This window comes from Sphingopyxis sp. (genome assembly GCF_035250425.1).
Classification (GTDB): domain Bacteria; phylum Pseudomonadota; class Alphaproteobacteria; order Sphingomonadales; family Sphingomonadaceae; genus Sphingopyxis.
The window spans coordinates 12,938-27,403 of sequence record NZ_DATFFD010000233.1 but is presented as its reverse complement, the minus strand read 5'-3'; the positions used below and the strand labels follow the sequence as shown (position 1 = coordinate 27,403).

11 protein-coding genes are annotated in these 14,466 nt (G+C 66.9%); 4 read left to right on the top strand and 7 right to left on the bottom strand.

The features are described 5' to 3' along the window. Positions 1-12: 12 nt before the first annotated feature. Genes VJ811_RS13845 through VJ811_RS13835 form a run of 3 tightly spaced genes read right to left on the bottom strand, consistent with a single transcriptional unit; the run spans position 13 to position 2,096 of the window. Entirely contained in the window at positions 13-303 is a 291-nt protein-coding gene (locus VJ811_RS13845) for a type II toxin-antitoxin system RelE/ParE family toxin (protein ID WP_324073306.1), read from the bottom strand. Next, positions 287-538 (bottom strand): type II toxin-antitoxin system Phd/YefM family antitoxin, encoded by a 252-nt coding sequence (locus VJ811_RS13840; RefSeq protein WP_324073304.1) that lies wholly within the window; start codon positions 536-538, stop codon positions 287-289. Before VJ811_RS13840 ends, VJ811_RS13845 begins: the two co-directional genes overlap by 17 nt. 31 nt (positions 539-569) lie before the next feature. Then, on the bottom strand, positions 570-2,096 hold the full coding sequence (locus VJ811_RS13835) for a serine protease (RefSeq protein WP_324073301.1): 1,527 nt from the start codon (positions 2,094-2,096) through the stop codon (positions 570-572). 100 nt (positions 2,097-2,196) lie between these two features. On the opposite strand from VJ811_RS13835, the gene VJ811_RS13830 reads away from it, so the two are divergent. Genes VJ811_RS13830 through VJ811_RS13820 form a run of 3 tightly spaced genes read left to right on the top strand, consistent with a single transcriptional unit; the run spans position 2,197 to position 4,456 of the window. Next, positions 2,197-2,661, top strand: a complete 465-nt coding sequence (locus tag VJ811_RS13830) for a DUF1203 domain-containing protein (RefSeq protein ID WP_324073300.1) — start codon at positions 2,197-2,199, stop codon at positions 2,659-2,661. A 2-nt stretch (positions 2,662-2,663) separates the two neighbouring features. Next, on the top strand, positions 2,664-3,698 hold the full coding sequence (ada, locus tag VJ811_RS13825) for a bifunctional DNA-binding transcriptional regulator/O6-methylguanine-DNA methyltransferase Ada (RefSeq protein WP_324073297.1): 1,035 nt from the start codon (positions 2,664-2,666) through the stop codon (positions 3,696-3,698). Further along, positions 3,698-4,456: an isocitrate lyase/phosphoenolpyruvate mutase family protein gene (locus VJ811_RS13820; RefSeq protein WP_324073295.1), complete on the top strand. Its 759-nt coding sequence runs from the start codon at positions 3,698-3,700 to the stop codon at positions 4,454-4,456. Before ada ends, VJ811_RS13820 begins: the two co-directional genes overlap by 1 nt. A 119-nt stretch (positions 4,457-4,575) precedes the next feature. On the opposite strand, the gene VJ811_RS13815 is transcribed toward VJ811_RS13820, so the two are convergent. The 4 genes from VJ811_RS13815 to VJ811_RS13800 form a co-directional block, all read right to left on the bottom strand. Further along, a complete protein-coding gene (locus VJ811_RS13815) occupies positions 4,576-6,120 on the bottom strand; it encodes a hypothetical protein (RefSeq protein WP_324073293.1) in 1,545 nt (514 codons plus the stop codon). A gap of 71 nt (positions 6,121-6,191) precedes the next feature. Continuing rightward, a complete protein-coding gene (locus tag VJ811_RS13810) occupies positions 6,192-8,360 on the bottom strand; it encodes a primosomal protein N' (protein WP_324073291.1) in 2,169 nt (722 codons plus the stop codon). 147 nt (positions 8,361-8,507) lie between these two features. Continuing rightward, on the bottom strand, positions 8,508-9,593 hold the full coding sequence (locus tag VJ811_RS13805; protein ID WP_324073384.1) for a PepSY-associated TM helix domain-containing protein: 1,086 nt from the start codon (positions 9,591-9,593) through the stop codon (positions 8,508-8,510). Positions 9,594-9,597: 4 nt separating this feature from the next. Next, positions 9,598-11,859, bottom strand: coding sequence for a TonB-dependent receptor (locus tag VJ811_RS13800; protein WP_324073290.1), 2,262 nt, complete (start codon positions 11,857-11,859; stop codon positions 9,598-9,600). Positions 11,860-12,132: 273 nt separating this feature from the next. On the opposite strand from VJ811_RS13800, the gene VJ811_RS13795 reads away from it, so the two are divergent. After that, the gene (locus VJ811_RS13795; protein WP_324073288.1) at positions 12,133-14,445 is read left to right on the top strand and encodes a patatin-like protein; all 2,313 of its coding nucleotides are present in this window, start codon (positions 12,133-12,135) and stop codon (positions 14,443-14,445) included. Positions 14,446-14,466: the final 21 nt, after the last annotated feature.

Here is a 14,466-nt window from a genome sequence, read left to right as displayed (position 1 = left end):
GACGGCGGTGCTTTAGATCCGTTGCGACGCTTTCCGATAGGCTTCGTCGCGCTCGCGCTTCCCGACCGCGACGACCTGCACGACGATGCGGTCGTCGAACACGCGATAGACGAGCCGGTATCCGACTTTACGAAGCTTGATCTTGTAGCAATCGGGCATGTCGCGCAGCCGCGCCGCCGGAATATGTGGATTGCTCAGTCGTTCCTGCAGTTTTCGAGCAAACTGGCGCTGGACCGCGGTGCCCAGCTTGTCCCATTCTTTCTGAGCGCTCGGAAGAAACTCGAGATTATAGGAGGTCGTCAATATTTACCCTGACGCCCTTTTCATTCGCCCGCTCGCGCACGATCTCGGCCAGCCGCATATCGTCCAGCGCTTCCACGATCTCCTCCCAAGCTTCGGCAGGGATCAGGTAGGCTTCCGGCGTATTGCGATTGAGGATCGCGACAGGAGCCCCGTCGGCGGCGCGAATGGCGGCCGACGGATTCTTTTTGAGTTCCGAAATGCTGATGCCGTAATCGGCGAGGAGCGGTTTTCCCATGACCTGTTAATAGGTCTTTTAAATGGTCATGTCAAGGCGCTGCCGGGCCACCAGCCGGCTGGCAGCGATAGACGAGCCGCTCGTTGGGGCTGGCGGGAAGCGCGCTGCGGATCGCCTCCTGCTGCGCCGCGAGGCCCGCCAGTTCGTCGGGGTTGGCGGTGCAGCTTTTGAGCGTGATCGCCGAACGGATCTCGCGCGCTTTCGTCATCGTTTCGGCATCGAGCAGATAGCGGTCGACGCGATATTCGCGCCCGGTCGAATCGATCGACGCGACGGTGACCGTCGCTTCCTCGTTGGGGACGAGGATGCGCTGCCAGCGATCGTCGGCGCCGCGCGTATATTGGGTGCGATCGTTGACGCAGCCGCCCTTGCCGACGGTGATCGGGACGTCGGTGGTTGCCGACACGGTGATGCGGCTGCGGTCGGGGCGGATCGTGCAGAGGAATTTGCCCTGCGCGAGTTTGGGCGCTCCGGTCGCGGTGACTGCGGCGGCCTCCTCGGCGATCTCGGCATGGGCGTCGGGGCGGGTGACGAACAGGATCGCGGCGCCGAGCATCAGCACGGCGCCGGCGCCGCCCGCGATCTTGGCATTGCGCAAATTCTTCTGGCTGTAGAAGAGCAGGCCCGCGCCCGCGGCGAGCGCGCCGATCACGAAGAAAACGCCCGCGAGCGCGATGCGGTTTTCGCGCGATGCGAGCGCGTTTTCCGCGGCGCGCGCCTGCTTCAATTCGCGGTCGAGCCGGGCGGCGGCGTCCTTCGCGGCATTCGCCTCGGCGCTCGCGCGCGCTTCGGCGTCGATCGCGGCGCGGTCGCGCGCATCGGCTTCGGCCATCGAAACGCACGGCGTGCCGACGCTGGTATATTGCTGGTTCGCATCGGCGAGGAAGCGCATGAGCTCGCGCCCGGATATTGCAAAGGCGAACGGCGAATCGCCGTCGTCGGCGCGCGTGATCGCGGTGTTGATGCCGGTGATGCGGCCGCACTGGTCGACGAGCGGGCCGCCCGAATTTCCGCGCGAAATCTTTGCGGTGTGGATCAGCATCGCGACCCCGTCGACGCTTTGCGTGTTCGACATATTGCCTTCGCTGCGCGTCGGGGTGCGCGGGGTGATATAGTCGTTGGCGCTGCGCGCGGTCGCAAGGTCGACATTGCCCGGGTAACCGAGCGCGACGACATCGGCGCCCGAATCGAGCGGGCCGGTGTAGATCGCGGCGGGCGGCAGGCGGCCTTCGGTAATCTCGATCAGCGCGAGGTCGCGCGCGGTGTCGATCGCGATCAGCTTGCCCGCAAAGCTCTTCTGCCCTTCGGACGGGACGACGCCCAATGCGACATTGTCCGGATATTTGGCGGCCGATTCGACGACATGCGCATTGGTGACGATCCGCGTCGGCGAGACCGCGATGCCGCTGCCATGGCCGAAGCCGACGACCTCGCCATCGACCATCGCGACGGTGACGACGCGCACGACGCTGCGTGACGCGGCGCTGATGTCGTCGGCGGCGTGCGCCGGGAGCGCGAGGGTCAGAAGGGCGAGCAGCAGCGCGAGGAGGCGGGTCATGGCGCGCACACTAGCCGCGCGGGCTTTGAACGCAAGCATCGGGACGCGGCCGCAACCGGGACGTGGCATCAGCATCCGACCGAATAGAAAGGACGATCTGATGACTTATTCGATCCAGGGACTCAGCCCCGAACCCTTTGCCCCGCTCTTTGCGCTCGACGACAGCGAACTTGCCGCGATCAATGCGCGCCGTGTCACCGCGACCGCCGATCGCGGCTTCCCGTGCCGGGTCAGCCTTGAGGACGCGAAGGCGGGCGAGGCGCTGATCCTGCTCCACCACACCAGCCACGATGTCGAAACGCCCTACCGCAGCGCCTACGCGATCTATGTGCGGCCGGGCGTCGAAGCGGCGACCTATCGCGACGAACTGCCGCCGGTGTTCGAGGGGCGCCCGCTCGCGCTGCGCGCTTTCGATGCGGAAGGCATGCTGCAGACCGCGCGGCTTGCGGGGCCGGGCGAGGCCGATGGCGCGATCCGCGACCTGTTCGCCGACGATGCCATATCCTATATCGATGCGCACAACGCCGCCTATGGCTGTTTTGCCGCGCGAATCGAGAGGAATTGACCATGGACTTCCAGGCCATGACCGACGACGAGCGTTGGGAAGCGGTGCAGGCGCGCGACAAGGCGCAGGACGGCCGTTTCGTCACCGGGGTGCTGACCACAGGCATCTATTGCCGGCCAAGCTGCGCCGCGCGCCATCCCTTGCGCCAGAATGTCCGCTTCTTCGCCGACGGCGATGCGGCGCGCGCGACGGGCCTCCGTCCCTGCAAACGCTGCCTGCCCGACGATGTCGCGCGCGACGAAAATGCGGTGATCAAGGCGATCGCGGCGATCAAGGGCAGCGAGGAACCGCTCGCGCTCGCCGACCTCGCCGCGCGCACCGGCTATTCGCCGACGCATTTCCAGCGCGTCTTCACCCGTCACACCGGGCTGTCGCCCGCCGCCTATGCCCGCGCGCTGCGCGAAGAACGTGCGCGGCAAGCGCTGAGCGAAGGCAATCGGGTGACCGACGCGATTTACGACGCGGGCTTTTCGGGGCCGTCGCGTTTCTACCAGAATATGGAGGGGCGCATGGGCATGACGGCGTCGGCCTGGGTGAACGGCGGCAAGGACACGGTGATCCACTGGGCGGTCGTGCCGACCAGCCTTGGCGCGATGCTCGTCGCGGCGACCGGGAAGGGCGTGTGCCGTCTGAGCTTCGACGAAGGGCGCGAGGCCTTGGAAGAGCGTTTCCCCGCGGCCGAACTGGTCGAGGGCGGCGAAGCGTTCGAAGCCTTACTGAAGCAGGTCGTCGACGCGGTCGAGGCGCCGGTGAACGGCTTTGACCATATCCCGATCGATGTGAAGGGCACCGCCTTTCAGGAAGCGGTGTGGCGCGAGCTCAGGAAAATCCCGGCGGGCGAGACGCGCAGCTATGCCGATATCGCCGCGGCGGTGGGCAAGCCCGGGGCGGTGCGCGCGGCGGGGAGCGCGAACGGCGCAAATAACGTGGCGGTGCTGATCCCGTGCCACCGTGTGGTACGCAGCGACGGAACGCTCGGCGGCTATGCTTACGGCCTGCCGATCAAGGAAGAATTGCTCAAGAGGGAGAGTTTTTGATGTCTGATAAAATTGCCGCGTTCAAGGCTCTCCACGTCCCCGGCGATCCGCTGATCCTCGTCAATATCTGGGACGCGGGGAGCGCCAGGGCGGTTGCCGCGGCGGGCGCGAAGGCGATCGCGACGGGCAGCTGGGGCGTCGCTTCGGCGCACGGATCGTCCGATGGTGAGAATTTTCCGCTCGAAGCGGCGCTCGCCAACCTCGCGCAGATACTGGCGGTCACAGACCTGCCCGTCACGATCGATATGGAAGCGGGCTATGGCGACGACCCCGCGGCGGTGGGCGAATCGGTGGCACAGGCGCGCGAAGCAGGCGCGGTCGGTATCAACATGGAAGACCGGCTACCCGGGCAGAAGGAACTGCTCGCGATTGCAGACGCGGCCGCACGGTATCGCGCTGCCGCCGACACCGGCATCTTCGTCAATGCGCGCTGCGACCTGTTCCTGGGACGCGACGCGGCGAAGGATGGCGATGCGCTTGTCGCCGCGACGCTCGAGCGCGCGCATGCCTATGCCGACGCCGGGACGGGCGGGCTCTTTGTTCCCTTCCTTCTCGATTCCAAATGCATCGGCGCGATCTGTGAAGGATCGCCGCTGCCGGTGAATATCCTGCGCGGCAAGGGCGGGCCGACGCACAAGGAACTCGCCGCGCTCGGCGTCGCGCGGATCAGCCACGGGCACCAGCCGTGGGCGGCGGCGATGGCGTGGCTGGCGGGGCAGGCGGCGCAAGTGCTGGGCGGCGCCGAACCCGATTATTGAAGAAGGGCCAGGGTCTGACCCTAGAGTGATTTCGAGTGAAATGGAACTTTTCACGGCTCGGAAATCGCGGACAAACAAGAATCCAGAGTGCCGGTTTTGACTCCATCAAAACCGGCACTCTAGTCGTCGGCGTCGCCGGCGACGGCTTCCTTGCCGGAGTCCGCGCGGCGGCCCTGCATCGCCTCCAGCCGTGCGAGCATCGCTTCGCCCTGGCCAGTGTCGTGCGGATCGAAGGCGACCGTCCGCGCCAGCCGCACCGCGCGCTCGAACTCGCCCTGATTCGCGAGCGCGAAGGCATAGGCGACCCGCATCTCGATATTTTCGGGCGTGAGCACGAAGGCGCGCTCGAGCGCCTTGATCGCCATCTCGCTCGGCCGTTTGTCTTCGGCCCGAAAGCTGTCGAAATAGGCGTAGAGCGGCACCGCGTCGTCGGGGTCGGTGCGGTTGGCGAGCTGGATGGGCTTCCGCGCCTCGCGCCACGCGACCGCATCATCCTCGCCCTTTTCGCTTAGCTGATACAGCTTGAGCCGTCCGAGCAGAACGTTGGCGCGGACATGGTCGGGCCTGGCCGCGAGCACCTTGTCCAACGCGGCCCGCATCGCCGCAAGGTCGCGCTTGCCGCTGTCCATGTCCCATTCGGCGGCCGCGAGTTCGAACTGGACATCGGCGTTGGCGGGCTGCGCCGCGGCGAGCTTGCGCAGCGTGTCGCGCGCCTTGGTCAGGCGCGCCGCGTCGCCGCGCGCATTCAGCCGCTCGAGCCGTGCCATGATCACGGCATCTTCGTCCGCCGATAGCGGCGCGATCTTGATATTGGCCGAGACAGGAACGGCATCGCGCGTGGTGCGGTAGCTCAGTCTGCCCTCGATATAGCGGTTCAGATCCTTGTCGAGCAGCTTGAGGTCGCCGAAGGCGTCGGTCGCCGCCTGTTTGGGGTCGATCCCTCTGTTGATCGCACTTGTATAGGCGTTGATCTGGTCCGCTCGTGCGATGCTGTGGAACAGCATGTGGGTCAGCACCCAGGCGCGGCCGTAATAGACGTCCATCTGGCCGCTGTTGCGCATCGCGCCGGGCTGTTCGAACAACAGCCTCTCGGCCGGAATTTTCGGCATCTCCAACAGGCCATAAGCGCGGCGATAGACGGGCTGGCCGATCATCGCGCGGCCCTGCTTGTCGAAATCGACGGTCGAATAATATTCGGCGAAGCCCTCGATCAGCCACGACGGAAACGCCGCTCGCAGGTGGCGCTTCATGAAATGATGGCTGTATTCGTGGAACAGCACCTGCTGAGCGGCCGATGTGCCGGTGACGTTGCTGCCGCTATTCTGGCGAAAGGACATGGCGAAGCTGCCGTCGCGGTCCTGCCGGTAAAAGCCCGCGATCGACGCGCTGCGCGATCCGGTTGCCAATTCGGCGACGTCGGGCGCCGCGGCAACCAGATAGATCGGCAGCTTGCTTTCCTCGCCGGGCGTTTCGACCTTGAAGAGGAGGCGCAGCGTGGTGTCGAACCGTTGCAGGTTCTGGGCGAATTCGCGGAGCGATTTTTCGTTGCTTTCGCTATAGATGATGAAGCTGTCGGTGTCGGCGCGCAGCCATTTGGCTTCGGCCGGTCCCGTCATGGCGACCATCGCGATCCCGGCCAGCAGGCCCAAGCCGATTCTCTTCATTATGCGCCCCCCGCATCATAACCCGCTGGGATGCTGCCAGCGCGCCCGGCTACAGTAAAGCCCTGTTACGGCTAAACAAAGCTATAGGGGTCGATGTCGATCGCAAGCCGCGCCTTTGCCGGCCAGTCGACGCTGGCGACCCAGTCGCGGATCGTCCCTTGCAGGTCGAAGCTGCGCGGCGCGTGGAGCAAAAGGCGGAAGCGGTGGCGGCCGCGGAGCATCGCGAGCGGCGCGGGGGCGGGGCCATAGACGGCGAGGCCGTCGGCGACCGGCGCCTTTTGCCCCAACCGCTGCGCGACGCCGCGCGCGACCTCGATATCCTCCGACGAGATGACGAGCGCGGCGAAGCGGCCATAGGGCGGCGCGCCGGCGAACTTCCGCGCCGCGGCCTCGGCGGCATAAAAACCGTCGCGGTCGTTCGCGACCAGCGCCGCCATGACAGGCGCCTCGGGGACGCGTGTCTGGATCAGCACCTCGCCGGGCTTCACCCCGCGCCCGGCGCGCCCCGCGACCTGCGCGATCTGCTGGAAGGTGCGTTCGGACGCGCGGAGGTCGCCGCCGTCAAGCCCGAGGTCGGCATCGACGACGCCCACCAATGTGAGGTTCGGGAAATGATAGCCCTTGGTGACGAGCTGGGTGCCGATGATGATGTCGACCAAGCCCCCCTCGACATTGTCGACGAACTCGGCGGCTTTCGCGGGCGACCAGAGCGTGTCCGAGGTGACGATGGCGACGCGCGCCTCGGGGAAGCGTAAGCTCACCTCGTCGGCGACGCGCTCGACCCCGGGGCCGCAGGCGACGAGGCTGTCCTCATCCTCGCACTCGGGGCAGAGGCGCGGCGGCGGCATGACATGGCCGCAATGATGGCACGCGAGGCGGTGGACGAGGCGGTGCTCGACCATCCACGCGGTGCAGTTGGGGCACTGGATACGGTGCCCGCACGTCCGGCAGAGCGTCAGCGGCGCGAAGCCGCGACGGTTCAAAAAGAGCAGGCTCTGCTCGCCCTTCTGGAGCCGATCGGCGAGTGCGTCGACGAGTGGCGGCGCGAGCCAGCGGCCGCGGTCGGGCGGATCCTGCCGCATGTCGATCGCCGCAAGGTCGGGCAAGGTCGCGCCGCCGAAGCGCGCGGGGAGCTGGATATGGCGATAGCGCCCCGCTTCGACCATCGCGAGGCTTTCGAGCGCGGGGGTCGCGCTGGCGAGGATCACCGGCAGCCCCTCGAAATGCCCGCGCATCACCGCGACGTCGCGCGCGTGATAATGGACGCCATCCTCCTGCTTGAAGCTCGTCTCATGCGCCTCGTCGACGACAATGACGCCGAGCCGGGCGTAAGGCAGGAACAGCGCCGAGCGCGCGCCGATGACGATGCGCGCGTCTCCCGATGCGATCGCGTGCCACGCGCGGCGGCGTTCGGTCGAGCGCAGCCCCGAGTGCCACGCGACGGGCTCGCAGCCGAAACGTGCGGTAAAGCGTGTCAGCATCGGTTCGGTGAGCGCGATTTCGGGGAGCAGCACCAGCGCCTGCTTGCCCGCGTCGATCGCGGCGGCGATCGCCTCCATATAGACTTCGGTCTTGCCCGACCCGGTGACGCCGTCGAGCAGCAAAGTGTCGAATTTTTCGGCGTGCACCGCGTCCCTCAACTGCGCGGCGGCGGCGGTCTGTTCGCCGGAGAGATCGGGCGGGGCAAAGCCGCTGTCGGGTTCGGGATAGGGCTGGTCGGCCGATACGGTCACCGCTTCGAGTGCGCCCGTGTTCACGAGGCCGCGGATCACCGCCTCGCTGACCTCGGCGATCGCGGCGAGTTCGCGCACCATCCCCTGCCGCTCGCCGATCGCTTCGAGCGCGACGATGCGTTGCGGCGTCATCCGCGCGGGCAGCTCGCCGGTGGCGCGATATTCGACGATCGGGCGCCGCGCGTCGGCGAAGGCGACGCCGGGGAGGACCATGCGCAGCACCGCGCCGGGCGGCGCGAGATAATAGTCGCTCGTCCATTCGACGAGGCGGCGCAGCGGCGCGGGCACCGGCGGGACGGGCACGACTTCATAGAGATTGCGCAGCCGATTGTCGCCGACCGCCTCGGGCGCGCCGAAGCTCGCATCCTCCCACACCACGCCGCCCAATCGCCGCGGGCCGAGCGGCGCGATCACGACGCTGCCGAGCGGCGCGTCGGTGCCGTGGGGCACGCGATAGTCGAGCGGGCCGAGGGCGGCAGTAAGGAGGAGGACGCGGGCGCGGGTCATGGACTGCGCAGGATATAGGGCGGCCGGTAAAATAGGAAAGCGCGGGGAGCGGCGCTCCTCATTCTTTCGTCATGCCGGACTTGATCCGGCATCCATTTCTGCGCCCTCGGCATGGACCGCGGATCAAGTCCGGGGTGACGATGGTGTTTAACTCGTGGCCAAAGCCACCTTCTTCACCGACTGCTTCGCCGTCTTCGGCCGCCTGAACCAGAAGGTCCACACCGCAAGGCTGCCGAGCATCGTCATCGCGAGGCCGGAGATCGTCAGCACGATGCGCCACGTCCAGCCGCCGACCTTCGAAGCATGGATCGGGAAGGCCATGTTGAACGCCTGCGCGCCGCTCGGCATTACGAGCGCATCGCGCGCGCCGAGCAGCTCGCCGTTCGCTGCGTCGAACCACAAGGTCGAGCGACCGTTGGGAAGCCATTCGGCCTGCTGGCGCATCCGCAGCATGATCGGGTCGCCCGCCTTGCGCGGCAGGCTGAGGATGCGGAATTCGGCCTCGGGAAAGCGGCGCCGCGCTTCGGTCAGCATCGCGGTGTAATCGGGCTTTTCGGCGAGCGGCCCGCCCTTGTATTTCGGCGGATCAAGCGCCTTCGCGGTTTCGGCGACCGGCCCGAAGGGCGCAACGACCCCCAGCGCGAACGGGCGGAAGATCATCATCGTGCCGGTGACGATCGAAATCAGCAGCAGCGGCGCGACGACGACGCCAAGGTCGCGGTGGTGCATCACGATCGACGGACGCGACATCCGTTTCGGCCACAGTCGCAGCTGAAACGTCCTCCGCGTCCGCCACCACAGGATCACGCCGCTGATCACGAAGAACAGCCCGCACAGCCCCGCGATCCCGATCACCCATTCGCCATTGTCGCCCGCGAACAGATGATGATGGAAATCGAAGATCCACAGCTCGGGCCGTTCCCACTGGCTCGCCCAGTGCGTGACGATGTCGCCCGACTGGCTGGCGTAGGCGCCGGCTTCCTTGCCGAGGCGGAGCTGATGCAGCCCGAAACGGTCGTCGGCATAGATGATGCCCTGCGCGCCCGGCGTCGCCATCAGCCTTTCGGTGGTCGTGGCGACCGTCGCGAGGTCGCCGCGCAGCGGATCGCCGGTCCCCGGAAATCCGATCCACAGATGCTCATAGAGCAGGATCGTGCCCGACAGGCCGAGCAGCGCGAGCACGAGGCCGATCAGTCCCCCCGTCCAGCGGTGCAGCGTGTCGAGCAGCTTCATCATGTTAGAAGCGATAATCCCAGCCGAGCGTGAAGGTGCGCCCGCGGCCAGCGAAATAGGACAGCTGGTCGCTCGGCAGACGCGTATCGCTCGAATAGTCGATATATTGCTTGTTGAAGAGATTTTGCGCCGACAGGCTGATACCGCCAAAGCCCGTCTGGTAACGGACATAGGCGTCGGTCAGCGTGTAGCCGCCAAAATCATTGTCGGCGAGCTTGAGCGGGCTGCCCCGGGCATCATCGGCGGCGCGCGCCTTGCCGTCGAAGCGGCGCTTCATATAGACTTGCGTCTGGATCCGCGCCGAGAAGGGGCCGCTGTTATAGCTTGCCGCGAGATTGAGGCGGTCGGGCGAGATGTTGACGCCGTCGAGGTCGCTGTCGACCTTGCCGTCGGGCACCGCATCGCTGTCGAAGCGCCCGATCAGATGCGCATAGCCGACATTGAGCTTGAGCCCGTCGATCGGCGTCTGGACGCCGAGATTGACTTCGAGCCCCTGGATTTCGACGCGCAGGCGCTGGACGTCGAAGATGCGGTCGGGGCGCGTGATCAGCAGCTGGCCCTTGTCGCTCGACGACCAGAAATAGGCCGCGCTGGCATCGACCGGCCCGCGCTTCACCTCGAACCCGATCTCGCGGTTGTTCGACACGACGGGCGAGATGTCGAGGAAAGTGTCGATGTCGACCCCGGTGCGGTTCACGCTGCGCGTGATGCGGCCGATGTCGGGAACGGTGAAGCCCTCGGCATAGCTTGCATAGGCGCGGATGCCATCCCACGGCTCGACGATCACGCCGCCGTTGATCAGCAGATCCTCGAACCTGGGCTTGCCGCCGGCAACGTCGACGCCGCCATAGCTTGCGAGGCCGCATGGCACCGGCTGCGTCGCGGGCGGCGCGGGGCAGGCGACGAAGGTCGTCGAGGCGAGCGTGTGGAAATCGTCGATCTTGATCTTCACATTTTCCCAGCGGAGCCCGCCGGCGAGACGGACGACGCCGTCGAACAATTTGAGGTTCGCCTGACCGAAGGGCGCGAGGCTCTGGAAATCGCTCGGCGGCACCCAGACGCGGTTCGTGGCGATCAGCGCCTGCTCGGTCTTGTCGACGAGCGCATCGAAACCGATCGTCAGCGTCAGATCCTCGAAGCCCGGGACGGCGCGTTCGTAGCTGAACTTCGCGCCCAATTTGCGGCTGCGGTTCTGCGACTGGTCGAACACGTCGCCGATCGGGCCGATGGCCGGATCCTGGAAAGTCGCGATATAGCGGCCCTGCGCGTCGCGCACCTCGCCGCCGAAGGTGTCGCGGCTGCGGTTGAAGAAGATCTGGCTGACGAAATTGCCGCCCCAAAGGTCGGTGTCGGTCAGCGACAGCGCGACGCTTTCGGTGCGGTTCGCCGCGGGTACACCCGGCGGGGTGCCGCGCACGGCGCTCGTCGGCAGGCCGAGCGCCCGGTTGCCCGGGATCGCGACATAATCGCCGTCGCCCTTGAGCTCGAAGCGGCTCGCGATCAGGTCGAGCCGCGCGCTCGGCGACAGCTCATAGCCAAGCCGCGCGAAGAAGTTCGTCGCCTTGCTGTCCTGCGTTTCGCCCTGCGTCAGGTTGAGCCCGATCGGGCGGCCCTTCGCATCCGAAAAGACGCCGCGGATTTCATAGGTCGCGCCCACGCTCGCGTCGAACCGGCCCGCCTTATACTGGACGAGGCCGCCGGCCTTGCCGCCCATTCCGGCCCCCGAGAAATCATTGTCGGCGGTGCCCTGCAGCAGGACGCGGCCCGAAAGCCCCTCTTCCTTCGGCGCGCCGACGGTGACCTGGTTGACGATGCCGCCGGTGCCGCCGATGCCTTGCAGCGCGTTCGACCCGAAGATCAGCTCGACGCGATCGACGAAAAAGCCGTCGATGGTAAAGCCGTCGCGGCTGCCGTCGCGCATCGGGGTCGATTGCGGGATGCCGTTGATCGCATAGAGCGGCGAACGCCCGCGCAAGGATTCGCCTGAGCCCGAAAGCTTCTGCCGCGTCGGCGAGAAGCTGGGGGTCAGATTCGCGACCGCGTCGGTCACCGAACCCGAAATCGCGAGCTGCTGGTCGAGCGCATCCTTGCCGATGATGTCGATCGTCAGCGGCAGCGCGTTCGGCGGCAGGATCGTGCGCGCCGCGGTGACGACGATCGTCTCGCCCGCCGCGCTATCCGCGTCGACGGGGGCGGTGTCCTGCGCGAAGGCGGGCGACGAAAGCGCGGTTCCGAGCAGCGCGGCGGCGGCAATTTTGCGATTCATGATAGCTCCTGTTTCGGAGTGCGCGCTAGTGCGACACATTCGCAAAAGCAAGGGATTTCCCCTCCCCATTGATTGGGGGAGGCAGCGAGACTTGCCAGCTTGCTGGTTAGTCGCAGCGGTGGGGGTGCGGTTTCGGTATGACGCGATGGTACGAGGACGCACCCTCACCCCCATCCAACTTCGTCTAGTCGCGCAGCGACAAGACTTCGTATCCTTCCCCCATCTAGGGGGAAGGGGTGACGTAGCGCCCAAAACCCCGCTATCAGCTTGCCAATGCGGGAAAAGGAACTGCGCTTCGCCCTGATTTGCTACGGCGGCATCAGCCTCGCCGTCTATATGCACGGCATCACGAAAGAGGTCTGGCGGCTCGCCGCGGCATCGCGCGCCTTCCACGATGGCGCGCCGCTGACCGGGGCGGGCAAAGTCTATGGCGAGCTGCTCGCGGGAATCGCGGCGCGCAGCAATGTGCGGCTGCGCGTGCTCGCCGACATCGTCGCGGGCGCCAGCGCGGGGGGCATCAACGGCATTTTCCTCGCGCGTGCGCTGGCGACGGGGCAGTCGCTCGACCCGCTCACCGACCTCTGGCTCGAGGATGCCGACGTCGACCGGCTGATCGACCCCGACGCGCGGCCGTTGTCGGCGGCGACCAAATTCTGGGCGGTGCCGATCGCCGGCTGGATGATGAAGAAGCGCGGCAATGCCATCGACCGCACCGTCGGCGAAGGCGCGCAGGACGAGGTGCGCGTCAAGCTGTCGCGCTTCGTCCGCGCGCGCTGGTTCGAACCGCCCTTCGGCGGCGAAACCTTCACGAACCTGCTCCTCGATGCGTTCGACGCGATGGACGCGGGGCCGCGCGGGCCGGTGCTGGTGCCGGGCGGGCAGCCGGTCGACCTGTTTGTCTCGGTCACCGATTTCGCGGGGCACAGCGTACCGCTGGCGCTCAACAGCCCGGCGCGCGTGACCGAGGACGAGCACCGGCTGATGCTGCATTTTCGCGAGGACAGCCGCCTCGGCAATCGGCTCGACGACGTCCCGGGACTGACCGCGGCGGCGCGCGCGACGGCGAGTTTTCCCGGTGCCTTTCCGCCCTTCACCTTGCGCGAACTCGACCGGGTGCTCGAAAAGCGCAAGATCGCATGGCCGGGCCGCGAGGCTTTCATCCATGCGCAGCTTCCGGCGGGCGGCGAAGGCGATCCCGCCGACCGCGTGCTGATAGACGGTTCGGTGCTCGCGAATGCGCCCTTCCGGCCCGCCATCGCGGCGCTGAAGCAGCGCCCGGCGCGGCGCGAGATCGATCGCCGTTTCGTCTATATCGACCCCAAGCCCGATTATCGCTCGATCAGCTTCGGCAAGCCGGGCGAACAGGTGTCGGGCGAGGGCGCGCGGCTTCCCGGCTTTCTGGCTACCATATTGGGCGCACTGTCCGAAATTCCGCGCGAACAGCCGATCCGCGAGAATGTCGAGGCGATCGAGGGGATGTCGCGCCGCATCCGCCGGATGCAGCATATCGTCGATGCGATGAAGGTCGAGGTCGAGGAACAGGTCGCGGCGCTGTTCGGCACCACCTTCTTCCTCGACACGCCAACGGTCGCGCGGCTCGAAAAATGGCGCGCCAAGGCACAGGATCAGGCATCGGCGCGCGCGGGCTTCGCCTATGCGCCCTATGGCCACCTCAAGCTGTCGGCGGTGGTCGAGGAGATGGCGAGCCTGATCGACCGGCTGCTGCCGCCCGAAGGCGCGGTCCATCAGGCGAACCGGCGCCTGGGGTTGTGGGAGGAGGCGCGCGCACGCGGGCTCGACCGGATTTCGGGCAAACGCGGCGCGGGCGCGAGCAGCGACGCCATCGTCTTTTTCCGCACCCACGATCTCGGCTTTCGCATCCGCCGCCTGCGTTTCCTCGCGCGCGAGCTCGACACCGCGGTCGAGGCGACGCGCGACGGCCGCGACCCGGTGTGCGAAGATATGCGCGAGGCGATCTTCACTGCGCTCGGCCTCTATCTCGACCGGCAGGGCGACAGCTGGCTTGCCGATCTCGACCTGCCCGCCGACGCCGGACCCGGCGACTGGATCGATGCGATCGCGGCGCGGCGGGACCTCCGCGCGGTCGATGGCGAGGCCGACGCGCTCATCGCCGCGGGGCTCGCAGCGATGCCCAAGGGCGACCGGCGGACGCTCCTGCTCGCCTATCTCGGCTACCCCTTTTACGATATCGCGACCTTGCCGCTGCTGCAGGGCGAGGGGTTCGATGAGTTCGACCCGATCAAGATCGACCGCATCTCGCCGTCGGACGCGACCGCGATCCGCACCGGCGGCGCGGCGGCGATGCTGAAGGGGGTCGAGTTCAACAGCTTCGGCGCCTTCTTCAGCCGCGCGTACCGCGAGAATGATTATCTCTGGGGCCGGCTCCACGGCGCCGACCGGCTGATCGACATCGTGGCGTCGAGCGTCGGCGGCGAAGGCGCGCTGGCGGGCGAGGATCTGAAGGCGATCAAACGCCGCGCGTTCCACGCGATCCTCGACGAGGAGGAGGCAAGGCTGCCCAAGGTGAAGGCGCTGATTGCGGAGCTCAGGGCAGAGATCGGCTAAAAACTTCGTCATCCCCGCGAA

What these genes read in the sequence shown, in the direction of transcription:
- VJ811_RS13800 (WP_324073290.1), bottom strand. Translation starts at nt 11,859, where the DNA reads ATGAATCGCAAAATTGCCGCCGCCGCGCTGCTCGGAACCGCGCTTTCG.
- VJ811_RS13810 (WP_324073291.1), bottom strand. Translation starts at nt 8,360, where the DNA reads ATGACCCGCGCCCGCGTCCTCCTCCTTACTGCCGCCCTCGGCCCGCTC.
- VJ811_RS13830 (WP_324073300.1), top strand. Translation starts at nt 2,197, where the DNA reads ATGACTTATTCGATCCAGGGACTCAGCCCCGAACCCTTTGCCCCGCTC.
- ada (WP_324073297.1), top strand. Translation starts at nt 2,664, where the DNA reads ATGGACTTCCAGGCCATGACCGACGACGAGCGTTGGGAAGCGGTGCAG.
- VJ811_RS13795 (WP_324073288.1), top strand. Translation starts at nt 12,133, where the DNA reads ATGCGGGAAAAGGAACTGCGCTTCGCCCTGATTTGCTACGGCGGCATC.
- VJ811_RS13815 (WP_324073293.1), bottom strand. Translation starts at nt 6,120, where the DNA reads ATGAAGAGAATCGGCTTGGGCCTGCTGGCCGGGATCGCGATGGTCGCC.
- VJ811_RS13835 (WP_324073301.1), bottom strand. Translation starts at nt 2,096, where the DNA reads ATGACCCGCCTCCTCGCGCTGCTGCTCGCCCTTCTGACCCTCGCGCTC.
- VJ811_RS13820 (WP_324073295.1), top strand. Translation starts at nt 3,698, where the DNA reads ATGTCTGATAAAATTGCCGCGTTCAAGGCTCTCCACGTCCCCGGCGAT.
- VJ811_RS13805 (WP_324073384.1), bottom strand. Translation starts at nt 9,593, where the DNA reads ATGAAGCTGCTCGACACGCTGCACCGCTGGACGGGGGGACTGATCGGC.
- VJ811_RS13840 (WP_324073304.1), bottom strand. Translation starts at nt 538, where the DNA reads ATGGGAAAACCGCTCCTCGCCGATTACGGCATCAGCATTTCGGAACTC.